Source organism: Aquimarina sp. AU119, from assembly GCF_900312735.1.
GTDB lineage: Bacteria > Bacteroidota > Bacteroidia > Flavobacteriales > Flavobacteriaceae > Aquimarina > Aquimarina algiphila.
Window position 1 is genome coordinate 113,246 of the sequence record NZ_OMPF01000014.1, and the last position, 24,565, is coordinate 137,810.

A 24,565-nucleotide genomic window follows, 5' to 3' on the forward strand; every position below is an offset into this window, starting at 1 on the left:
TCTATTTTTAATTAACCCTATTCGTCTCTTAATGCATCCACAGGATTTCTATTCGCTGCAATCATAGTTTGGGTACTCACTGTAAAAATGGTTACAATAAGCACTAACACTCCGGCTGTAAAAAAATACCAAAGATTTAGTCCTGTCTTATAAGCAAACCCCGAAAGCCAATTATTAATTAGCATGTAGCTTATGGGTAAGCCTATAACAATGGCTACCAGGACTAGTTTTACAAATTCTTTGGATAATAAAAAAGAAATATGTGCACTGCTATCACCCAAGACTTTACGAATCCCAATCTCTTTCTTTCTTCGTTCTGCGGTAAAGGATACTAGTCCAAAGAGACCTAAACATGAGATAATAATAGCTAGTACAGCAAAATAACGAGACAACTTAGACACTCTTTGTTCTGCAACATAAAGTTCTTGATAATTCTCATCCAGAAACATATAATCAAACAAAAATCCAGGGTTATATTTTTCATAAAAATCCTGAAGTGACGCTAAGGTTTCCTGTTCTTTACCTACTTCAATTTTTACCATAAACTTAGTAAGTCTTTCAGGCCATAAATTGACAATCATCGGTTTTATATCTTCATGAAGAGATTCAAAATGAAAGTCTTTTATTACTCCTATAATTTCTCTTTTTTTATTTCTAAACCCGATAAACTTACCAACAGGATCTTTCAATTGCATTCGTTTGATAGCAGATTCATTAAGGATAACTTTAGTATTTTCTTCGCTAAAATCTTTTGAGAACGATCTGCCCGCTAATATTTCAATATCTAACATTTCAATCAAACCATAATATGCTATCATGTTTTGAAATTGAGTGTAATCATTAGGGTCTTTTCCTTCCCAATCAAAACCTCCTACACCCCAACCATCTCCAGTCATTGCATTACGAGTACTTGATGCATCTGCTACTCCCGGGATATTCTTAAGTTCTGCCAAAAAAGTATCTATATGATTATTATCCAATGTTTTTCCTTCTCGACTAAAATGGATAATTTGTTCTTTGGTATACCCTAAGTTCTTATTTTGGATATATTCAATTTGTTTATGTACTATTAATACAGATACAATGAGCACTATCGAAACCGTATATTGAATAATAACCAGCCCTTTACGTGTCCATACTTCCCCAACAGAAGTGTTTAATTTTCCTTTTAATATGGTAGCAGGCCTGAAACCTGATAAATACAAAGCAGGATAACTACCGGATAATAATCCAGTGAATAATGTGATCCCTAATAATGCCAAAACAAAACCAGAACTTATCGTCATGGAAAGTTGTTTTCCGGTAATTTGATTAAACTCAGGAAGTAATAGAGTAACAAAAATCATTGCTAGGAATAGAGCTATAAACGCAATTCCTACGGCTTCTGTCAAATATTGAAAAATAAGTGTTTTCCTATTTGCTCCTATAGCTTTTTTAATCCCTATTTCCTTAAGTCTTCTCGAGGCTTTTGCCGTCGACATATTCATAAAATTAATACAAGCGATAACTAGAATAAATAAGGCTATAATAGAAAACAGTTTTACATATGTAATTCTGCCACCAGCCTCAACACCATTTTCATAACTCCCGTATAGATACTCATCTGTATATTTTTTTAAGAACGGAGTGCGATAAGATTGCCCCCTATTGGTTTTCTTGCGAATAAAATCATGAATCTTGTCATTAAAAGCAACAATATCGGTACCAGGCTTCATACTTAGGTATACATATGTTGATTGACTTCCCCAATGCAAAAGATTCGTTTGAGAAAGTGCTTTTTCTTCATAAGAAAGTACAAAATCAAATCGTTCTGAAGATCGCTGTGGAACATCTTCAAAAACACCAGCAACGGTATATTCTTTTTCTTTCTGAAATTCAATATTTTGTCCCATTGCGTCTTCTACAGAACCAAAAAGAGTTGTAGCTATAGTTTCTGATACGAATATGGTATTTGTATTTGACCATATATCATTTTTATCTCCCTTGATAATAGGAAAAGAGAATATTTTAAAAAAATCTTTGCTCACATAATGACCATCTCCTTTAATAGATTTGTCTTCTATAGAAAGTGTGGCATTTTGAGGATATTTTACTACCTGGGTTGCCATATTGATCTCTGGCATTTCTGCCAACATAAGCGGCGCTATATTTCCTGATGTAGTAGAACCTACTTTTGTCACTTGTGGAAATTCGGCGAGCTCCATCAAATGAAAAATATGATCACTATTCTCGTGAAACTTATCTGTATGCAATTCATCGTTTACCCATAGATATATCAAAATAGAGCATGTTAATGCAGTGGATAGTCCAATGATATTTATAAAAAAAGATGCTTTGTATCTTTTAATACTTCTTATATACAAAATGAAATGATGTCTCAACATAGCTGTAATTTTTTGATTGATAATGAGTTATTCTGTACGTAAACTTTTTATAGGGTTCTGTAATACCGCTGAAATTATTTTGCTGCTCACTGAAAAAAGCACTATAAATAAAGCCAGCATTCCTGCTATAATGAAATAGGTAAATTTGATTCCCTCATGATATGCAAAAACATGTATCACTTTGTTGGCGATGAAATAAACCGTAACAAGCCCTAGTGTTGTAGCGATACTAAATAATATCATGTACTCTTTAAGCAGTATTAGAAAAATGTTTTCTACATTGGCTCCCAATACTTTTCGTATGGCGATCATTTTTTGCTGTGTCTTTAATGAAAAAGAGACCAGGCTATACAGCCCAAGTACTGCCAATAGGATGGCCAACACCGAGAAAAAAATAAAAATATTGATGGTACCTTTTAATGAATTCAAATAATTACTATCAAATTCATCATCCAAAAATCTAAACTCTATAGGGTTTTCGGGAAAATTGTTGTTAAAAAGTGTATTGACTAATGCTTGGGTTTCTGCCCTTTTATCTGAAGCTACTTTTATGGTTACATATGAGCTACCAGAACTTTTATCCATAGAAAGGATCATAGGTGGGATTTTCTTAAATGCCGTATAATCGTTAAAATCCTTTACCACACCGATTACTTTTAAACGACCATTATCAATTTCTTTACCTAAGGCATTTTTCCATCCGAACAATTCTAGAGCTGTTTGATTTATAATGCAAGCACTTTGGATATCTGTAGCATAATCTTCAGAAAAACCTCTTCCTTCTGTTAGTGTCATTTGATAGGTATTCAAAAAATCGTAATCTACTCTATGTAACCTAATCATAGCCTTTCCGTTAGTTGTATTTCCTTCCCAATCCATACTCTGATTACTTCCTCCGCCGAATGGAGCAGAATCTGATATAGAATAATTAAGAACATTAGGATTTTGTAGTAATTGCTCTCCTATAGTATTAAGTACTTCTCTGTTTTCATCATTTGTAATTTCTACATGTGACACCAATAAATCCTCTTTTACAAACCCAATATCTCTTTGTTCTATATATTTAAACTGTTCTATAATAAGTATTGAAGTAAATACCAATGGTATTACTAAAACTAACTGAAAAACAACTAAGGCTTTTCTTAAACCTGCACGACGTTTTATTGATGAATTACCTTGAAGAAAAGAGGAGATTTTTAAAGATGAAAGAAAGAAAACCGGGTATAAACCAGCCAAAATACCTATTAGAAGCGTTCCAAGGGAAGCATATACAAAAAACGGCCAATCTTGACTAAAAATAATCGATAAATTCTTTCCCACAATTTTATTAAAGAGTGGAAGAAATAATACTACCAAACCAATAGCAAGAATAAAAGAAATAGATACCATAACTAAGGACTCAGTAATAAACTGATATCTTAAATGACTTTTTGTACTCCCCATCACCTTCTTAATTCCTATTTCTAATTCCCTTTTCATGACCTGGGCGGTAGATGAATTTATGTAATTTAGCAGAGTGATTAAGACTGTGAAAATTACAACAGCAAGAAAAAGATACAAGACTGTAATCTCACTTCTATTGCCCCCACCTCCTCTTACCTTAGAAGTTTTCATATAAATATCGTTAACAGGTCTTAGACTAAGCAATTCCTCAATCCCATCTTCTAGTGTAAGATGATCTGCTAAAACTCCTTTTATTTTTTCTGATACATTATCAATTCTTGCATTACGATCCAACCGAACATAAACAGATGCATTATTTGCATTCCATCCTGCATCAAGCGTATTTTTTGTTATAGTTTCATACGAACTAAAAGAAAGTAGATAGTCAATCTTTAAGTGAGAATTATCCGGATAGTCAGTAAATATGCCCGTAACTATACAGTCATATTTTTTATCAATACGTACTGTTTTTCCAATAATATTATTCTCTGGAGAAAGCTTCTTGGCTAATGATTCTGACAATACTATACTCATCGGGTTTTCTAAAGCACTGTACTGATCACCTTTTACGAGTTTTAGTGTAAATAGTTTAAAAAAATTATGATCTGCAAACAATCCATTTTTCTCATGATACATTGCATCATTAATACTTAGATAATTTGCTGTAGTTCTTATACTGGTAGCATTAGTGATTTCTGGAATAGAACTTTTTAATTCACTTGATAATGCGTAAGGCGAACTATCCCAAATATCACTTTGGATACTACTTACATATGTTCTTTCTACTCTAAAAAGCTTATCATAATCATTATGAAATACATCATAACTATTCTCATGGCTGATATAAAAAAGCATCAAAATCACAGCCGATAAACCAATAGTAAGCCCACCGATATTTACAACAGAATACCCTTTGTTTCTTTTTATATTTCGCCAGGCGATTTTGATATAGTTTTTAAACATAATTATTCTTTTTTGATATTTTACTCCGTTCGTAAGCTTTTTACGGGGTTGACTATAGCGGCCTTAATGCTTTGATAACTTACTGTCAATATCGAAATACAAACAGCAAGAAAAGCTGCTATAACAAATACCCACCAACTAATTTCTATTCGATATGAAAAATCTTCTAACCATTTACGCATAGCAAACCATCCTAAGGGAAGAGATATCAGTATTGCTATCCCAACAAGTTTCAGGAAATCAATGGTAAGTTTATATGTAATATGACTTACACTAGCTCCCAATACTTTTCTCACACCTATCTCTTTGGTTCGTTTTTCTGCATTAAATGCCGCCAGACCAAATAACCCAAGGCAAGCAATTAAGATAGATAGAATGGTAAATATGATAAAAATTCGACCTAACCGTTGTTCTGCCCGATAGGTCGTATTGAAAGATTCATCCATAAAATAATAATTAAAAGGCTGACCTGGAGATATTCTGTTCCAGATTGTTTCAATTTGTGCTATGGTATTAGAGAAATCTCCTGCATTTAGTTTTACTGCCATTGATCCAAAACTATTATTCAGAGAAAGTCCTAACGCATCAATATCCCTTCTTAAAGATTCATAATGAAAATCTTTAACAACCCCAATTACTGTTCTAAATACGACCTCATCTTCTCCATAATCAGATGATAATCTCATCCCCAATGCTTTTTCTGGGGTCACCCCCAAGATTGCCACTGCAGATTCGTTTAAGATCATGGCTGTTGAATCTGTACTAAATTGTCGATTAAAATCACGGCCTGCAATAATTTCTAAGTTTAGAGTTGACACATAGTCAAAATCAACATCCCAATCATTCATATTGATTGCTTTTTCATGATCATCTTTTAATCCTTCTCGATAAAATGTACTATTCCCTCGAAATGAAGGTGTTGGTAAAAATCCGCTAATCGAGGTACTTCTTACCTGACTTAATTGCTGTACCTCTTCTTTAAAAGATGCTATTTCATTTTCGGTAACATACACATCATCTATAATTAAAACCTGATCTTTTGTAAATCCTAAATCCTTGTTTTGAATAAATTTTAATTGCTGAAAAACAACTAGAGTACTTACAATCAAAAAGATAGAAATAGCAAACTGAAAAACAACAAGAGAATTTCTGATTTTTCCTCCTCCAATATTATTTTCTGCTATACCTTTCATTGCCTGAATAGGTTTAAATTTTGACATAAAAAATGCAGGATAACTCCCCGAAAAAAGACTTAATAACATTACTGAAGCCAGTAAAATCAACCAGAAAAAAGGATTGGTAAATGGTATAGAAATTTCTTTCCCTGCAAGTTCGTTAAAAAAAGGAAGTGCTACAGAAGCTACTATAATAGCTAATACTAATGATATAAAAGAAATTAAACCAGATTCTATTAGAAACTGCCTAATGAGCTCTGATTTGTTAGAACCTAAGGTTTTGCGAACTCCTACTTCTTTTGCTCGTTTTAGAGAATGAGCAGTAGACAGATTCATAAAATTAACACTTGCCAGAATGATTAGAAATAATGCAATAAAAGAAAGGATATAAACATTTTGAACATCGCTATTTACACTTAATTCTGGATATCTGTTAGAATATAGATGAATATCCGTTAGGGCTATAGTACTAAAATTAAGATAGTTTCCAGACGCCAAAAACTGTTCTTCTGTTATCCCTGGTGCATAATTTTGAACACCCGGAATTACGTAGGTACCTAATGCAGATTCTAAAAAAGTATCAAAATCTTTAATATCTGATCCCGATCTCAGTTTAATAAAAGTTGGATAATTATGGTTTCCCCATTCGGTAGAAAAAGAATCTTCATTTCCCGCCATTGCAATAAAAATATTGTGGTTTCTAATAAAAGAGTTCTCTGGCATATCATCTATAACTCCTACCACTGTATAGGTATCCCTATTATCTAATATCATATTTTGCCCTAAAGCTTCGCTTATCCCAAAGTGTTTTTCTGCTGCTGTTTTGGTTAGGATCAAAGTATTAGGTTCTTTTAGAGCTGTCTTGGGGTTTCCTACCAACAAATCAAGACCAAACATCTCGAAAAAAGTAGTATCCACATAAGTTATTCCAACCTCTTTAACATTTAACTCGGCATCACTTTTTCTTACAAACATACTCCCCAAATTCCTAAATCGCGTAGCTACTTCTATCTGTGGATAATCTCTTTTCATCGCTTGGGCCATTGGAGCTGACACCTCTGAATATTCTTCGGCATTTCCTCCAAACTTCACATCTACATTTATCCTATAAATGCGATCAGCATCTGCGAACATTTTATCAAAACTTAATTCATCGTAGATATATAAACAAATAAGTAATCCTCCAGCCATACCAATGGCAAGTCCAAATGTGTTTAGGAAAGTAAAAAAAGGTTGTTTTTTAAGACTCCTCCATGCTATTTTTAAATGATTTTTAAACATAACCTTTGTTTTTTGATTGATACCGAAACAAGTTCAGTATAAGTTGATGAATTATTCTGTTCGTAAGCTTTTTATAGGGTTTACTATCGCTGCTTTTATAGCTTGATAACTTACTGTTATAAGTGCTATTACAAGAGCTAAAATTCCCGCTAAAACAAATGTCCACCACGAAATGTTTACTCTATAATCAAAATCTTCTAACCAATTATTCATGAAATACCAGGAAATAGGCACCGCCAAAATGATAGAAATTAAAACCAGTTTTATGAAATCTATCGAAAGAAGTGTAGTAATACTCCTAACCGATGCCCCTAAAACTTTTCTAATCCCGATCTCTTTAATTCGATTTTCTGCCATGTAACTGGCAAGACCAAATAGCCCTAAACAAGAGATAAAAATGGTAAGCAATGTAAACATGCTTACAAGTTGACCTGTTCTTTTTTCGCTATCAAACTTTCTAGCATATTCCTGATCGACAAATTGGTATTCAAAGGGGTACTCAGGATTATACTTCTTAAAAACAGTTTCTACCTCGGCAAGGCTTTCTGAAGTATTACTGGTTGTATTAAGTTTTATATGGATTACATTAAAACCTGCTTTAGCACCTTCTATAACCATTGGTTGAATTCTTTGGAAAGGAGAATCTAATACAAAATCCTTTGTTACTCCTACAACATGCCATTCTATTCCATTATCCTTAATAATCTGGCCAATGGGTTCATCAAAATTCATGAGTGCTACTGCAGATTCATTAATGAGCGCTGCGGTAGAATCTGTTGGATATTTGTTTAAATCAAAATCACGTCCTGCAACAAGTTCAATACCAAGTGTCTCTTTTATATTTTCATCCGCAGCAAATCTTTGAACAATGCGCTTATTTTCTTTATCTTTTCCCATCCACTCAAAATTCCAGGTATTACTCCAACCCTCTGTCACAGGCGAACTGGTTCTTGTTATAGAAGTAACAGCATTAGATGCCATAAGTTCCTCCTTAATAAGCGAATAGTTTTTTTCTGCATCCCCTTGAATTATTGAGTAAATCAAGTTGTTTTTTGCATAACCTGTTTGTCTATCTTGTACCTTTTTCAACTGTTGCATAACAATAATGCTCGAAGTGATTAATATAATGGCCGCAGAAAATTGAAGGACTACCAAAACTTTTCTTGGTGTAACCCCCATTTTTGACTTTGCAAAAGTTCCCTTTAATACCGAAGAAGGCTTAAATCTAGAAAGAAACAATGCAGGGTAACTACCCGCTAGAAGACCTGTAAAAACTATTACTACTATAGTTGATCCCCAAAACCAAATATTAGTCAAATCCAATGATAATGGCTTTTCTACTAATGTGCTAAAATGAGGTAAGGCTATTAAAACCATAATAAAAGCAAATACTGCTGCAATGAATGATATCAGTACGGATTCTCCTAAAAACTGGCTTACAAGGGTTAATCTTCTCGCTCCTACAACTTTACGAACACCTACTTCTTTTGCTCGTTTTTCACTACGAGCTGTACTTAAATTCATAAAGTTGATACAAGCTATTATCAAAATAATAGCAGCTATAATCCCAAACATTCGAATGATATCGATTCTACCTCCTATTTCTTCACCATTTTCAAAATTTGAATACAACCAGGAACGCGTAAATGGATACAAATAAGTAACCATTTCTGGAGAATCTTTATCATATACTTTTCTTAAGTTTTTAATTTTTTTAGAGAATGAGTTGTAGTCTACTCCTTCTTTGAGCATCACATAGGTAGCAATAGAATTATTACCCCAATATTTATCGTCTGAGCCTCGTTGTTTTAAATAGGCCCAAGGCATTAAAAAATCAAATTCAAAATCTGTATTTGAAGGTAAATCCTTTAAAATACCTGTGATCATAAAACTATCTGCATTATCTACCTTAACGGTTTTACCCACTGCTTCTTCATCCCCAAATATCTTTTTAGCAAAAGATTCTGTAATAACCACCGAATTAACCCCCTCCAAAACGGTTTCTAAACTACCTTCTACTAGCGGAAAACTAAATATTTTTAAGAAATCGGGATCAACAATTTTACCTGTACTCTTTATTCTTTTATCATCTTTTGCAAATAAAAATTCAGAGTCCCAATTTACTCTTGCAATGTGTTCTACATCGGGATAATCTTTTTGTATGGCAGATGCCATAACTTTAGGTGTAGAATTCCAGGTCCATATTTCACCGCCCACAGGATATTGATTATATACTTGATAGGTACGATCTTTATGTTCATGAAATTGGTCAATACCTATTTCAAAATTGATCCAGATGACAATAAGCGCTGTAACAGCCAAACCAATGGATAGTCCAACAATATTTAATACCGAGAAACTCTTATTTCTGAGTAAATTTCGCCAAGCAATTTTTAGATAATTTTTTAACATGATTCTCGTTTTTTCTATACATTCATTATTCTGTACGTAAACTTTTTACGGGGTTCGTTAAAGATGCTTTGATCGATTGAAAACTCACAGTTACCAAGGTAATTCCGACCACAGTAATTCCTACAAGTACAAAAATCCACCAACTAATACCTGTGCTATAGGCAAATCCCTGTAACCATTCGTTCATAGCCCACCAAGCTAATGGAAAAGCTAACAGAATGGCGATCAAAACCAGTTTTATAAAATCTTTTGAAACCATTCCCACAATATTAATCACACTTGCTCCCATTACTTTTCTGATACCAATTTCTGAAGTACGTCTTGCAACCGTCAAAGTTGCTAATCCAAACAGCCCCATACAGGCAATAAAAATAGCCAGTAGAGAAGCAATATTTACGATCGATTTTGAGCGCATCTCGTTTTTATATTGGGTAGATAGCGCTTCATCCAAAAAAGAATATTCGAATTCTTGAGATGGATTGATCTTTTCCCAAGTATCTTTCAAAACGGCGATACCAGTAGTCATATTTTGGGTATTCAGTCGTACTGAAATTCTTGGTTGTGAATTATATTTCGAACTTGCATTCTCAATGGTCTCTAAAACAGGGCTTGGATTTATAGTGAGCATTAATGGCTCAATGCTATGATTGAGTGATTTAAAATTAAAATCCTTCATAACACCTAAAATTTTTATCTTGAATTTATCATAGGAGTTTCCCACAGGATTTTGGAGTCCGAATGCCTTAACAAAAGTTTCGTTGACCAATACACCATTTTGAGCGTCACTAGCATTCCCTTCTTGAAAATCCCTGCCTTCCTTAATTTGAATATTATATGTTTTCAAAAAGTCATGATCTACCGCATTAAAATTAAATTCACGGTATGAATTTTTACTATCGGTAAACCCTAATTCGGCCCATCCATTTTCGATGAAACTAAATATTGACCTTGAAGCTTCGGTAACTACGGGTTGCTTTCTAAGTTCAGCAATGTATAAGTCACCAAAGGTATCAGCCTGTTCTCCCGACATGTTGGTAGGCACTACTACTATTGTATCTTTTTGATATCCGAGATCTTTATTGACCAAATAGTCTATCTGTCTCCCTATTACCAAGGTACCAATAAGCATCACTATAGAGGTAACAAATTGAACTACTACTAAACTTTTCCCAAACAACCCCATAGAAGTTCCTTTTCCCATTTTTCGTCTTAAAACTTCCATTGGATTAAATTTTGAAAGTACTATAGATGGATAAATCCCAGCAATAAGAGCAATAAAAAGGACGAGACCAGATGCTATACCTAAGAAACTGATATTGAATGATAAATTCAATTGTTTATTTGTAAGGTCATTAAAGGTATTTAGAAGTATAAAAGAAAGAAGTATACCGACGAGTACGGCTATCAAAGTAACTAATAAGGCCTCTCCCCAAAACTGCCGTATAATTTGCTTGCGAAATGCACCTAGAACCTTACGTACTCCAACTTCAGTTGCTCTTGAAAATGAACGTCCTATCGCTAAAGTCACAAAGTTAATACAAGCTAAAAGCAGTACCAGAAAAGCGATACACCCCATTACATAAGAGTACTTTGGATTAGAAATAGGTTCAAACCCTGGTGGTAAAGAAGTATCCAAATGTATTTCAGTAAGTGGTTGTAAATTTAGAAAGAATGTATTCTCCTTATAATTATCATCTAGGTATTGTTTGATTATCGTCGGAAATTTGGCTTCTAATTGGGTAACAGATTGACCTTCTTGTAATAATAGGTAAGACTCTACAGATACATTGAACCAGCTTTCTCTTGCTCTTTCACTAAAAAACAAAGCTTCATTTTCTAAGGAAACAAGAATTTCGAATTGAATACTTGATTCTTCAGGAGGATTGGCTACTACAGCAGAAATTTCGAAAAACTTAATCTCTTCATTAAATTCTAAAGCCAGGGATTTTCCAATAGGATTCTCATCACCAAAGTATTTTTTTGCAGAAGATTCGCTTAATACCATAGTATTAGCCGTTGCAAAAGGATTCGCAGTGTTACCTTTTAAAATATTGAAATCAAACAGTTGAAAAAAGCTAGGGTCTACCGCTCGTATCGATTCGTTAAATTCATTATTGTTTCCTTTTACCAAACTATTGAATCGAAATACCCGACTTCCCTCTTCAATTTCGGGAAAATTAGTTTTAAGAACTTCTACCATTGACACTGGTGTTGTAGTATTTACAAAATCTTCTTTTGGTCCATAGTTCTCATATTGCCATACCCTATAAATTCTATCCGCTTTTGAATGAAAGTGATCATAACTAAATTCATTTTCTACAAAGAGTGCTATTAATATAAAACAGCATACTCCAACAGATAATCCAGCTATATTAATGATGGTATACCCTTTATTTTTTACTAGATTTCTCCAGGCTATTTTGACATAATTTTTAAACATAACTGTTTGTTTTTTGACTTTGATACTAAAACAAGTTCAGCACGAGTTGATGTATTATTCTGTACGCAAACTTTTTAAAGGCTTGATTAAAGCCGCTCCAATAGATTGATAGCTAATTGTGAATATTGCGATAAGTAAAGCTATGATAGCTCCTTCTACAAATAATTCCCATCCAATGCTCATCCGATAAGCAAAATCTTCTAACCACCTAGACATCATATACCAGGCAATAGGAATCGAAATAAGTACCGCGACAAAAATTAGTTTTAAAAAATTTATAGTGAGTAGTTTATAAATACTCCTGAAACTGGCGCCTAAAACCACACGAATACTTATTTCCTTTTTTCGTTGTTCTACCATAAATGCAGATAAAGCAAAAAGACCTAAACATGCTACTAATATGGCTAGAAAGGCAAAGGCATTAAAAATCTTACCTATACGTTGTACATCCTCATGCATAAGAGCAAAATCCTGATCTAAAAAAGTATATCTGAAAGATTGATTTGGAACTTTCGTTTGCCAGACAGCAGCAATTGACGATAAAGCACTATCAATCTGTGCCGAGCTTAATTTAACAGAAATAATACCTTGACTATTTCCAACAGCCATGACTAGCGGAGTGATATCTTCTTTTAAATTGTTTAAATGAAAATCTTCTACCACACCTATAATAGTCTTGGGTCTTCCATTTGTAATTATTTTTCCAATGGGGTCTTTTAAACCTAATTTGGTAACCAATGTTTGATTTATAATGACATTCTCGATTGAATCCGATGCAAAATCAAGAGAGAAATCTCTTCCTTCCTTTAATTTAATTCCCAAAGTTTTGAGATAGTCATGGTCTACTCTCCAAATTTGTCCACCAATAGTTGTTTCTCTCTTACCATCTTCCCAAAACTGATTAGTATTTCTTTTCGTTCCTTCTATAGGCAGATATTCACTTATAGTTACATGCTTTACTTCTGGAAGTTGTAAAAGTTGATCTTTAAAATTTTCTACCTCATCACCCAAGGTACTTGTACCCTTTACGACAAGCACCTGATCTTTGCTATACCCTAATTCTTTATTTAGGATGAAATCCATTTGTTGATGGATAACCAAAGTCGAAATAATTAATACTATAGAGGTTGTGAATTGAAATATAACCAGTCCGCTTCGCAATTTTCCACTTTTACTTCCTATACTTAAAGACCCTTTTAAAACTTGAATTGGTTTAAATGAAGATAAATAGTATGCCGGGTATAATCCAGCTAAAAAACCAATAAACAATGAAGAAGCCACCATTATTAAGATAAACCACCATTGATCCCAGGGAATAAATAGACTTTTTGAAGCAACAGAATTAAACATAGGTAAAAGCAGCCACGCCAACCCGATACCGATCACAAAAGAACCTAAACTAAAAAGAATAGACTCTACCAAAAATTGTGAAACCAGATTGTGTCTAAATGCACCTATTGTTTTACGCAAGCCAACTTCTTTTGCTCGATTTGCAGATTTAGCGGTAGAAAGGTTAATGAAATTAATACATGCTAGTATTAGAATAAATCCGGCGATTGCAGCAAAAAGCCATGTAAAGCGAATATCACTATGCTTTAAACCATCTTGAATACCTCTTGACCTTAAGTGTATTTCATGAACAGGTTGTAATTTATATTGTAATGATTTTAAATATTTAATATCGTCAGCATTTCCATTTTCCTGCTCTATAGGTATAAGATACTTCTCTACTACTGAAAGAAGTTTTTGCTCCAATTGTTGAGCATTGGTCTGATCATTTATCTTAATATAAGTGTAATAATTAGTTGCTCTCCAATTTTCGTTCTCACCGGGATAAAAATCTCTCCCTTCCATTGTTATGATAAAATCATAATCGAAATGTGATTTTGCTGAAGTATTTTTCATTACTCCAGTAATCTTATACGGTTTATTGGTATCGTTATCTAAAATTAAAGTATTACCTACTGCATTTCCATTTGGAAAATACTTATCTGCCTTATCTTGCGAAATAACAATAGTAGCTGGTTCTGAAAGTGCATTTTCTATCTTTCCTTCTACAAACGGAATTTCAAATAATTCTAACAGTTCCTGATCTGCAAATATGAAGTTACTTTCAAAATAATTTTGTATCTCCCCTTCTATACGAAGTTGCTTATTTCCGGCACCAAAAAGTTCACTGGTTAAATACCTACCTGATTTTTCTATTTCGGGGAAATCTGTTTTCAACGCCTTAGCAAAAGGTGCTTGAAACCAAGTTACTCTTTCTTTATCTCCATCATATACCCCCTCAGAATAAACTCTAAATACGTTATCTTTTTCAACAATATGTTGATCATAACTCAACTCATCTTGTATAAACAATGCAATCAAAGCACAAGCAGCAATACCTATAGCTAAACCTCCTATTTTTATAAAAGTGAAGAGTTTTTCATTTTTTATAGTCCTCCATGCTATTTTTAAATAATTCTTAAACATAACTGTTTGTTTTTTGATTGATTCTGAAACAAGTTCAGAACAAATTGGTGTATTATTCTGTACGTAAACTTTTTATTGGATTAACGGTAGCTGCTTTTATTGCCTGATAACTAATAGTAACCATGGTAATGGCAATAATTGCCCCTATGGCCAATACAAAGACCCACCAATCGATAGTGACTCTATATTTATAATTTTGAAGCCAGTTATTCATCGCATACCAAGCCAGTGGTGTAGCTACTATTCCTGCAATAAAGATTAGCTTTAAGAAATCTTGAGTGAACAACAATAAAATATCTCCAACTTTACCCCCAAGAACCTTTCTGATACCAATTTCTTTCCTACGTTGAGCAACGAAAAAAGAAATCAATCCGTACAGCCCTAAACAGCTAATAAATATGGCTAATCCAGAAAATAATTTTGACATAGATAAAAAGCGCTGTTCTTCTTCATATTGTCTTGCTACACGCTCATCCAGAAAATTAAATTCATATATATATTTAGAAAAGACTTCTTTCCAACGTTGTTCAATTCCAGTCAATGCCGCATCTGCATTTTGACTGTCTATTTTGATTGCTATTTCATTAAACGCATTTGATTGAGGAGCGATAAAAACAGGACTAATTCCTTCATGAAAGTTTTGATCATGAAAATTCGCTATCACCCCTACTATTGAGGCTTTAATATCACCACCATTAAGTTCTATGTGTTTGCCTATAAGCTCTTCTGATGATGCGAGGCCTAATTTTTGCGCAACCATCTCATTCACCACTACTTCGGTGATAGAGTCACGAACATAAAAATTACGACCTGCTATCAACTCAAGATTAAAAGTGTTTATATAATTTTCATCTGCTAATTTTGCAGAGATAGAAAATTCTTCATACTCAGCTTTGTTATTATATCGAATACCTGTAATCCAGTTACTGTCTGTTCCTCCCGGACTTGTTAGGCAAGCTGAAGTATTTTTAACTCCAGAGATTTTCCCGATACGTTCTAGTAAACCATTTAACTTAATACGTTCTATGTTTTCGGGGATATCTACCATAACAATGGCATCTTTATCAAATCCTAAATCTGCATTAATCGCGTAGCTAATTTGTTTTCCTATAATTACAGTAGCTACAATTAAAACAATAGAAATTGCAAATTGTACAGTTACCAAAACTTTACGGGTCATTTTACCTCCAGTATCCTTTTGAGTTAACTTTCCTTTAAGCGCTAATGTTGGAAGAATTCTGGCTAATAAAATACCTGGATAACTTCCTGCAAAAAGAGAAACAAAAATCAATAACCCCAGTACAAAACCAATGACCTTAACATCGAGTAAGGATATTACAGAAAGGTTAAGTGTAAATAAGCCATTAAAAGATGGTAAAACAGCTATGACAATGATTAAACTAAAAATCAGTGCAAACAAACTGATAATAAATGTTTCTGAAATGAACTGCCAAAAAAGATGCTGTTTGAAACTGCCTAATACTTTTCTGATTCCGATTTCCTTAGAACGAGTAAAAGCCTGAGCCGCAGAAATGTTGATAAAGTTGATACAAGCTATTGTAATGATAAAAAATCCTATTAATGTAAAAATCCATAATAGACTTACATTAACTCCTCCGTACTTATTATCAAAATGAATATCATCGAGTGATTGAAGTTTATATCGATGAACATTTTTACTGGTTGGACGATGCTTATCAACTAATTGAATCAAGTTTTTCTCAATCTCGGCAATATTTTGATTTGGATGAAGTAAAGCAAAACACATCAAACTACTATTAATCCCTCCCCAAGATTCACTATAAACAAAACGATCATAGTGTTTTAGAGTTTCGTAAGAGAGAAATATGTCTCCTTGAATCACGGTATTTTCTGGTAAATCTTTAAGTACTCCAATAATCTGAATCGTTTCTTTGTTTCGAACTACTACTGTTTTTCCTAAAGGATTTTCATCACCGAACATTTTTTTTGAGAATCTTTCTGTAATGTATGCTGTATTGGGTTGGTCTAAAGTTTGATCTCCTAGTTGTTCAAGCAATGGGAAATTTAATATTTCAAAAAAAACAGGTTCTGTAAAAGCAACATTCTCCTGAAAGCGTTGTGATGTTTTATTGCCTGTACCATTAATCTGCCAGCCTTCTCTAGTAAAAATTTTTGTTACTTTTTCTGCATAATCATAATCAGTTTTAAAACCTTTTGCAAACCCTGGTGGTACAGCTGCATCATAGCCAACCTCATCACGATGTTCTTCTGTTACTACCCTGTAAATTCGATCAGAATTGTTATGAAAATTATCGAACTGTAAATGATGATTTACAAATAGAAAAATCAAAATAGCACAGCTAAATCCAAGTGATAATCCTAAAATGTTAATGCTGGCAAATACTTTTCGTTTTTTAAGATTTCTCCATGCTATTTTTAAATGATTTTTAAACATAACTGTTCTTTTTTGATTTTCAGAATTTGATTGATACTGAAACAAGTTCAGTAGGAGTTGATGAATTCTTAGTTCATTTTTTGAATGGTTGCTTCTCCTAAAACTATTCCTTTATTAACTGTAGGGTTTCCGTTGTAGGCTACGGTTGTTTCTCCAAAAGCAGTAACTTTTAATCTATCAGACACATTTACTCTAAAATGACTTTCGCCATAGGCGGTAATCTTTGTATTTTCATTACTCATACCCAAAGTATTTATTTCTCCTTCGCCATAAACTGTATATTTCTGGTTATTTGCTACTCCTTCTTTAATCTCTAAATAGCTTTCTCCATAAATAGATACTTGTAATGAATTTAATTTTACAGCATTCATTGTCATTTTACCTTCTCCGTACATTTTTAATCTAAAGTCATCTCTTTCTATTGGGCTTTCACATGTAATTATCTCTTCTCCACGAATCGAAAGCTCTTTAAGTTGAGTATATGTAACCGTAGCTGTTATCATGGTACCTTTATAAATAGGCACTTTTCTTTTCCATCCATTTTCTTTTATTGTAATGTGCTTAGTTGTCATTTTAGCATCATCCAAATAGATACGAAGTGTTCTTCCTATGACTTCTATATTGATTTTATCTTCTGGTAAACGAGCATTATCTATGGTAACTTTTTCACTATTACCTTCTTTAAAATGTACTTGAATATGTGGACTAACAATTACATTATCAAAGTGATCTACACTAATTGTTTTTGATTGACTATATCCAGTCATCATAGAAATAACTGAAATTAGCAGGGCTGCGAGATATAAAGATATTTTTGCCATGAGTTTAATTTTTAAGTGTGTTTTACTATATATTATGCGTTAACTTCGAACGGTTTATTTTGACTTTCTGTAACAATTTGCCCATCAAATAAATTAATCACTCGGTGAGCATAATGAGAATCTCTATCAGAGTGTGTTACCATAACAATTGTGGTACCTTCCTGGTTGAGTTCTGTAAGCAGGTTCATTACTTCGATTCCGTTTTTAGAATCCAAATTCCCTGTAGGTTCATCGGCTAAGATTAGTTTGGCATTTGTTACTACGGCTCTTGCAATAGCCACACGCTGTTGTTGTCCTCCTGATAGTTGCTGCGGAAAATGCTTCTCTCGATGTGCAATTTTCATTCGCTCGAGCACTTTTTTTACTTTTTGTTCGCGCTCGCTTTTTTTCATATTGAGATAAATCAATGGAAGTTCTACATTTTCAAAAACCGTGAGTTCATCGATCAGATTAAAGCTCTGAAATACGAATCCCAGGTTTCCTTTTCTGATTTTGGTACGTTGATTTTCTTTTAACCCCCCTACTTCTTGATCGTTGAAGTAATAATACCCTTCATTTGGGTTATCCAACATCCCGATAATATTAAGTAAAGTAGATTTTCCACAACCCGATGGCCCCATAATAGCAACAAATTCTCCTCCTTCAACTTTTAGGTTTACACTATTTAAGGCAAGAGTTTCTACTTCTTCTGTTCTAAAACTCTTTTTTAAGTTTTCTATCTTAATCATTTTTTGATTGATTTATTTTAATACTATTTTTTCAGCGTCACCAAAACTATCATAGTTAGATGTGATTACTTTTTCTCCTGCTTCTAATCCTTCGAGTAATTCATAATATCTCGAATTTTGTTTTCCGATTCTAATTGATCTTTTCCAGGCTACTTCTCCAGAAGCATCTACTACAAAAATCCATTGCCCTCCTGTACTCTGAAAAAAGCTTCCTTTGGGCAAAAGAAGGGCATCATTAGATGCTCCTAATTGTAGTTTGATATTATAGCTCTGTCCTGTTCGTATCGTCTCAGGTTTTTGATCTGCAAAAACAAGATCAACTTTAAATTTTCCATTACGTACCTCTGGGTATACTTTTCTAAGACGTAGTTGGTATTCTTTACCATTTCGATCCAAAACAGCCGTCAGGTCTCTTTTTACTCTATCAATATAATGCTCATCAATATCAGCTTCTATTTTGTAGTCTGTTAATACATTTATTTGCCCAATTCGTTCTCCTTGTCTGATATTTTGTCCAATTTCTGCATCTAAAAATCCTAATTGTCCATCAGCGGGAGCTCTTACATTTAAATGATCGATTCGTTCATACACCATCGATAGTGTTTTTTTCATACGTGCCAAGTCACCATCTAATTCGCTAAGTGATGTATTGCGTAACACCTTATCTTGTTCTGTTTGGATTTTGATAATATCATATTGTTTCTGCGAGAGTTCATAATTCTCTTTTGATGTTAGATACTCTTCTCTAGAAATCAACTCATCCTCAAACAACGCTTTATTTTGTTCGTAGTTTCTTTTTAGTTTCTGTAATTCATATTGCGAATTCACCAGGTCTTTACGACCTTCTACTTGTCTCGAGTCAAATGTAAGTTTGGTAGATCGCAAATCATTTTGTTTTAGAGCAAGATTGTTTTCACTAGCTAATATTTGCTCATAAAGTCCTCTATTCTCTAAAGTTAATATGATATCTCCTTTTTTGACCATCGCACCTTCTTCGATCATTTTTTCTGTTACTCGTCCCCCTTCATAAGCATCCATATAAATTGTACTTATTGGTGCTACCGATCCATTAATTGTAATATAATCATCAAATTTTCCGAAAGAAACCTCGGTAATCGATAACTTTTCTTTTTCTGTTCTAAAAGTTGCTGCTGAGTTACCAAATACCATTTTCCATCCTACAAAAAATAGAATTACACCAATAACAATATATCCATAATGTTTAGGTCTTAATCCTTTTTTCTTTTCAATCTTTATATCCATTTTATTGTGTTCTATTTATGTTAAATACAGGTAATCCTTTATAAAAATCTAAGGTACTTTCATTTACTTTTAAGCGCAATTGTACCTGTAAGTTTTCATTCTGCGAATTTGCCAATACATTTTTGGATTGGTTAAGTTCTATAGCGCTAATCAATCCTTTTTCATATCGTTTTTGTGCAATGTCAAAGGCTAATATTTGTGCTTTCATTCTTTGTGAACTCTGCTGATATTCTGTTTCTAAGGCAGTACCCTCCTGAACAAGTTGCTGAATAAGTTGATATAGCTCCTGTTTCTGAATTTCAAAAGTATTTTCTGCACGCATTACAGCTACTTTTTGTTGTTTTACACGTGAGCGATTAGACCAACCATTACTAATAGGTATCGTAATCGAGACACCAAAAAACTGCGCTGCATTATCTTTTATTTGAGTATTGAAAGGAATAACCTCTCCTGTATCGTCATTTATACCATTATCAACATATCTGGATCCATACCCCGCAAACAACGATAAAGAAGGATACAGATTTCCTCTTTCGACAGCCAACTGTCTTTTGGCTGCTTTTGCTCTTAGCTCCTGTGCTTTTATTATAGGAATAAAGCTCTCTGCTTTGGCAAAAATAGAATCCTTATCTTTTTGGAGATCAACCTCATTTTCATTGGTTTCTATAGTAGAGGACAAAATAGAAATGTCTGTAGTACCTTTTAGATTCATTTCCTGAATCAAGGACAGTTTTGCTGCTATAATATTATTCTCGTTTTGAGTTACTAATAATTGATCTGCTAATAGTGCTGATTCTGCTTCATAGACATCAGCTTTTGCCTTTTGTCCTATCTCAACTTGTTTTTTTACTAAGTCATAATTATTTTGTGAGACTTTTTCTTGTTCCTTAGAAATCGTTAACAAACCTTCCATAAACTGGATATCATAAAAAGCAGACATGACTCTAAATGCTAACAAGTATTTTTGTTGAAGAGTCTCTTCATTAGTCGCACTATATAAAAGCTTTGTAGCCTTTATCGTATTTACTTTTTGAAACCCTCGAAACAAATCAATTTGAGCATTTAATTGATATGCGTTTGAAACAAATTCGTTATTCTCAAAAATGTTAGTGTTAGGGTTTGGAGATCGACCAAAGTTTTTAATGTAATCTGCACTCGCATTAATACTCGGCAACAAATTTCTTATCGACTGTCTATACGTTTCTTTATTCGCATCCTGATTGTATTTAAAATCGTTAAGCTGTAAATTATGCTCTATTGCATACTTTACACAATCATCTAATGACCATAATTCTTGCGAATACATCGTATTTGATATTAAAATCAAGAGAAAATATAAGATTTTGTTTCTATAATTTATCATGTATAAACACTTAAATAACTTTTTGATGCCAATCCTATATCCTAATCTCGTGCCAAAAACACAAAAACTTATAAATCAAGTGGTTATGTATAAAAATACAATATTACTATTTTTAAAATGTAAAATTATTATACAAATAGTGTCTAATAATTTTACACCTTTGTCCAAGTCCTATTTCAAATTTGTAGTTTTACTTCGTTAAGTTAAATATGCTAACTATGCAGGATGCAAAAATTTTAATCATTGATGACAACAAGAGTCTTCTAAGTGCTTTAGAAATTCTTTTGCAATTTGAATACAAACACATCGAAACGATTTCTAACCCAAATCAAATTCCTTCTTTACCTAATTTAAGTGATTTTGATATCGCTTTGTTAGACATGAATTTTTCTGCAGGAGTTAATACTGGCAATGAAGGATTATTTTGGCTTAAAGAGATTAAAAAAAAAGCTCCCCTCACTTCGGTAATTATGATGACCGCATATGGAGCAATTGATTTGGCAGTAAGAGCATTAAAAGAAGGGGCTACTGATTTTATATTGAAACCCTGGAATAATGAGAAGTTACTTGCTACTATAAAATCAGCATATTTACTGCGTAAATCTCTTAAAGAAGTACAAGAATTAAAACAAAAAGAAAGCCATTTAAAACAGGTTATTAATCAGGATGGCAACTATATTATAGGAAATTCCAAAGCGCTAACATCTGTATTAAATCTCGTTCGTAAAGTCGCTAAAACAGATGTAAATGTCTTGATTACGGGAGAAAATGGAACTGGTAAAGAATTGATCGCACGCGAATTGCATAGAATGTCCTCTCGCAAAAATGAGGTTTTCATCGGTGTTGATATGGGGTCTATATCAGAGACATTATTTGAAAGCGAACTTTTTGGTCATACCAAAGGTGCCTTTACAGACGCCAAAGAAGATCGAGCCGGAAAGTTTGAGGCTGCAGATAATGGATCTTTATTTCTTGATGAAATAGGAAACTTATCTTTACAAACTCAGGCAAAACTACTATCTGCAATACAAAATAGAACTATTGTAAGAGTAGGATCAAATAAGTCTATTCCTGTAAATATACGTTTGGTTTGTGCTACCAATTGCAATCTTAATCAGATGGTCGAAGAAGGAATTTTTAGAGAGGATTTATTATACCGAATCAACACTATCCATATAGAAGTACCTCCGTTAAGAGAGCGAGATAAAGATATTCTCGTATTAGCAGATTTTTATTTAAAAAAATACGCGACAAAATATGGCAAACCATCCCTTAGGATAAATACTTCTGCCGAAGAAAAATTATTAGGTTATCGTTGGCCGGGAAACGTACGTGAACTACAACATACTATTGAAAGAGCTGTCATCCTATGTGAAGGAAATGTCTTGAAACCTACTGATTTCTTATTGAGTACTACTATTGGAATTTCTTTGGACAAGGGTCCAGAAACACTTGATGAAATGGAGCAATTAATGATTGCAAAAGCACTTGATAAGCATAACGGAAATTATAGCGCTGCAGCCAGTGAGTTAGGCATCTCAAGACAGACACTATATAACAAAATTAAAAAATCAGAGAAGTAATGGTAAGTCGCAGGTTTTATCTACAACTAGTTTCAAGGATAGTGGCTATTTCTTTTACCGGATTAATATTAGCCTTTATTTTCTTACAGGAATTGTATGTACTATCTGCTCTTATTATTCTTTTTCTCGTTTTACAAACCATATTCTTAATCAAAAACCTAAATCATAACAATCGTAAAATAGCTTACTTTTTTAATTCTATCAAAAATGAAGATTTCACTCTACGATTCCCAGAAAATGGTGCTCCAAAATCATTTAATGAATTAAATAAAAGCTTAAATACTCTTAATGAAGTAATACAAAAAATATATCTAAAAAATCAAACACAAGAACAATACTATCAGGAAATATTAAAACACGCAGAAACTGGTATTTTAACATGTAATGATAATGGGCATATTCTTTTTAGTAACCCTAAGGTCGAAAAATTACTTAATTATACTCCTTTAAATCATGTAAAACAACTAGAGCAGGTTGACAAAAAATTATATGAACTCTTTAGTACTATTGAACCATTTGAACGTAAACTTTTTCAGCTTACCAATGAACGTGAAACTATAGAACTTGCTATTAAATCTTCTAAAATCATTTTAAACGGAAAGGTTCTAAAATTAATTACCATTCAGGATATTCATAGCGAACTTGATAAAAAGGAAACAGATTCATGGATAAAACTTATTCGAGTATTGACTCACGAGATTATGAATTCTGTGACCCCTATTACTTCTATCTCAGAATCAATTTTACGGTATTATAAAGATGAAAATGGGATAATCCCTGCCATTCAGGTAGATGAAAATAAGATACAAAATACTGCCAAAGGACTTGAAGTAATTAAAAATCAAGGAAATGATTTAATGAGTTTTGTACAATCATATCGTAGCTTTTTAAATGTACCGATTCCTGATAAAAAGATAATCAAGGTTGATGAGTTATTAGAAAAAGTAAGCGTCTTAATTAGTCAGGAAATCGGTTTTGATACTATTTCTTTTAGTATATATAAAAACGCTGATGATCTTGAGATTTATGCTGATGAAAAACAAATCACTCAAATACTTGTAAATCTTTCTAAAAACGCTATTCAATCATTAACTGGGACAAATGAAGCTACCCTACAATTCATTTTAGGCATCACTTCTGATAGAGAAAAATATATCACTGTTAAGGATAATGGCCCTGGGATTCCTCAAGATATTATGGATCAAATATTTGTTCCTTTCTTCACTACAAAACAAGATGGTACGGGTATCGGTCTTAGTCTTTCTAAACAAATTATGCATTTACATGGAGGAAATCTAATCGCTCGTTCTATTCCAAATAGCGAGACTTCATTTACCTTGTTTTTTAAATAAAAAATACGATCATTTTACCTTATCCAATCGTAGTGTTTTAATCAAAGCATCAAAATAAAGGTCTTCCTGCTCAGGGACAATAATAACTTTATACGCTGTATTTTTTATGACATAATGTGATGAAGTTTCTGGATCTAATGTATGAGAATGAAGGTTAACAATTTTCTGGATAAAATCATTGATTAAAAGTACTTCATCATAACTTACCTCTCGTCGAAATGTAGGCTTATCACTTTTATACACTAAATAATCATTTCTAAAACTTAATGACTCTTGTCTACCATCTAAACGATTAAATTGAAAAGTAAAATCTTTTGAAGCAAATATAGTGTTGATATGTTCTACAGTAGGTTCTACGCTACGTGCACAGCTTATTGTGCATATCAAAAATAGAAGTAGTATAATTCTCGGCATTCCTAATCTTTTTTTAGTTAGTCGAAAGATT

At 33.0% G+C, this 24,565-nt stretch carries 14 protein-coding genes; 2 read left to right on the forward strand and 12 right to left on the reverse strand.

Features of this window, described 5'->3' with window-relative positions:
• Positions 1 to 17 precede the first annotated feature (17 nt).
• The 11 genes from DK442_RS11405 to DK442_RS11455 form a co-directional block, all read right to left on the reverse strand.
• The gene (locus DK442_RS11405) at positions 18 to 2,384 is read right to left on the reverse strand and encodes an ABC transporter permease (RefSeq protein WP_109436010.1); all 2,367 of its coding nucleotides are present in this window, start codon (positions 2,382 to 2,384) and stop codon (positions 18 to 20) included.
• 27 nt (positions 2,385 to 2,411) lie between these two features.
• Positions 2,412 to 4,790 carry an ABC transporter permease gene (locus tag DK442_RS11410; RefSeq protein ID WP_109436011.1) on the reverse strand — a complete coding sequence of 793 codons (2,379 nt, stop codon included), beginning with the start codon at positions 4,788 to 4,790 and terminating at the stop codon, positions 2,412 to 2,414.
• Positions 4,791 to 4,810: 20 nt separating this feature from the next.
• The gene (locus DK442_RS11415; RefSeq protein ID WP_109436012.1) at positions 4,811 to 7,246 is read right to left on the reverse strand and encodes an FtsX-like permease family protein; all 2,436 of its coding nucleotides are present in this window, start codon (positions 7,244 to 7,246) and stop codon (positions 4,811 to 4,813) included.
• 51 nt (positions 7,247 to 7,297) lie between these two features.
• The gene (locus DK442_RS11420; protein ID WP_109436013.1) at positions 7,298 to 9,658 is read right to left on the reverse strand and encodes an ABC transporter permease; all 2,361 of its coding nucleotides are present in this window, start codon (positions 9,656 to 9,658) and stop codon (positions 7,298 to 7,300) included.
• A gap of 25 nt (positions 9,659 to 9,683) precedes the next feature.
• Positions 9,684 to 12,098, reverse strand: coding sequence for an ABC transporter permease (locus tag DK442_RS11425; protein ID WP_109436014.1), 2,415 nt, complete (start codon positions 12,096 to 12,098; stop codon positions 9,684 to 9,686).
• Positions 12,099 to 12,152: 54 nt separating this feature from the next.
• Positions 12,153 to 14,573 (reverse strand): ABC transporter permease, encoded by a 2,421-nt coding sequence (locus DK442_RS11430; protein ID WP_109436015.1) that lies wholly within the window; start codon positions 14,571 to 14,573, stop codon positions 12,153 to 12,155.
• 52 nt (positions 14,574 to 14,625) lie between these two features.
• Positions 14,626 to 17,010: an ABC transporter permease gene (locus DK442_RS11435; RefSeq protein WP_109436016.1), complete on the reverse strand. Its 2,385-nt coding sequence runs from the start codon at positions 17,008 to 17,010 to the stop codon at positions 14,626 to 14,628.
• Between the two features lie 68 nt (positions 17,011 to 17,078).
• Positions 17,079 to 17,831, reverse strand: a complete 753-nt coding sequence (locus DK442_RS11440; protein WP_235010944.1) for a head GIN domain-containing protein — start codon at positions 17,829 to 17,831, stop codon at positions 17,079 to 17,081.
• Positions 17,832 to 17,863: 32 nt separating this feature from the next.
• Positions 17,864 to 18,559 carry an ABC transporter ATP-binding protein gene (locus DK442_RS11445; RefSeq protein WP_109436018.1) on the reverse strand — a complete coding sequence of 232 codons (696 nt, stop codon included), beginning with the start codon at positions 18,557 to 18,559 and terminating at the stop codon, positions 17,864 to 17,866.
• Positions 18,560 to 18,571: 12 nt separating this feature from the next.
• On the reverse strand, positions 18,572 to 19,822 hold the full coding sequence (locus tag DK442_RS11450) for an efflux RND transporter periplasmic adaptor subunit (protein ID WP_109436019.1): 1,251 nt from the start codon (positions 19,820 to 19,822) through the stop codon (positions 18,572 to 18,574).
• A 1-nt stretch (position 19,823) separates the two neighbouring features.
• Positions 19,824 to 21,128 (reverse strand): TolC family protein, encoded by a 1,305-nt coding sequence (locus tag DK442_RS11455; RefSeq protein ID WP_235010945.1) that lies wholly within the window; start codon positions 21,126 to 21,128, stop codon positions 19,824 to 19,826.
• Positions 21,129 to 21,403: 275 nt separating this feature from the next.
• Here DK442_RS11455 and DK442_RS11460 point away from each other — a divergent pair, with 275 nt between their 5' ends.
• Both DK442_RS11460 and DK442_RS11465 read left to right on the forward strand, forming a co-directional pair.
• On the forward strand, positions 21,404 to 22,768 hold the full coding sequence (locus DK442_RS11460; protein ID WP_109436021.1) for a sigma-54 dependent transcriptional regulator: 1,365 nt from the start codon (positions 21,404 to 21,406) through the stop codon (positions 22,766 to 22,768).
• Positions 22,768 to 24,120: a PAS domain-containing sensor histidine kinase gene (locus tag DK442_RS11465; protein WP_109436022.1), complete on the forward strand. Its 1,353-nt coding sequence runs from the start codon at positions 22,768 to 22,770 to the stop codon at positions 24,118 to 24,120. The genes DK442_RS11460 and DK442_RS11465 overlap by 1 nt, the downstream gene beginning before the upstream one ends.
• A gap of 9 nt (positions 24,121 to 24,129) precedes the next feature.
• Here the strand turns inward: DK442_RS11465 and DK442_RS11470 are convergent, their stop codons facing one another.
• Positions 24,130 to 24,534, reverse strand: coding sequence for a hypothetical protein (locus tag DK442_RS11470; protein WP_109436023.1), 405 nt, complete (start codon positions 24,532 to 24,534; stop codon positions 24,130 to 24,132).
• Positions 24,535 to 24,565: the final 31 nt, after the last annotated feature.

Coding starts and splice junctions, on each gene's coding strand:
- DK442_RS11470 (WP_109436023.1), bottom strand. CDS start 24,534: ATGCCGAGAATTATACTACTTCTATTTTTGATATGCACAATAAGCTGT.
- DK442_RS11465 (WP_109436022.1), top strand. CDS start 22,768: ATGGTAAGTCGCAGGTTTTATCTACAACTAGTTTCAAGGATAGTGGCT.
- DK442_RS11415 (WP_109436012.1), bottom strand. CDS start 7,246: ATGTTTAAAAATCATTTAAAAATAGCATGGAGGAGTCTTAAAAAACAA.
- DK442_RS11420 (WP_109436013.1), bottom strand. CDS start 9,658: ATGTTAAAAAATTATCTAAAAATTGCTTGGCGAAATTTACTCAGAAAT.
- DK442_RS11460 (WP_109436021.1), top strand. CDS start 21,404: ATGCAGGATGCAAAAATTTTAATCATTGATGACAACAAGAGTCTTCTA.
- DK442_RS11425 (WP_109436014.1), bottom strand. CDS start 12,098: ATGTTTAAAAATTATGTCAAAATAGCCTGGAGAAATCTAGTAAAAAAT.
- DK442_RS11435 (WP_109436016.1), bottom strand. CDS start 17,010: ATGTTTAAAAATCATTTAAAAATAGCATGGAGAAATCTTAAAAAACGA.
- DK442_RS11440 (WP_235010944.1), bottom strand. CDS start 17,831: ATGGCAAAAATATCTTTATATCTCGCAGCCCTGCTAATTTCAGTTATT.
- DK442_RS11405 (WP_109436010.1), bottom strand. CDS start 2,384: ATGTTGAGACATCATTTCATTTTGTATATAAGAAGTATTAAAAGATAC.
- DK442_RS11430 (WP_109436015.1), bottom strand. CDS start 14,573: ATGTTTAAGAATTATTTAAAAATAGCATGGAGGACTATAAAAAATGAA.
- DK442_RS11410 (WP_109436011.1), bottom strand. CDS start 4,790: ATGTTTAAAAACTATATCAAAATCGCCTGGCGAAATATAAAAAGAAAC.
- DK442_RS11445 (WP_109436018.1), bottom strand. CDS start 18,559: ATGATTAAGATAGAAAACTTAAAAAAGAGTTTTAGAACAGAAGAAGTA.
- DK442_RS11455 (WP_235010945.1), bottom strand. CDS start 21,128: ATGTATTCGCAAGAATTATGGTCATTAGATGATTGTGTAAAGTATGCA.
- DK442_RS11450 (WP_109436019.1), bottom strand. CDS start 19,822: ATGGATATAAAGATTGAAAAGAAAAAAGGATTAAGACCTAAACATTAT.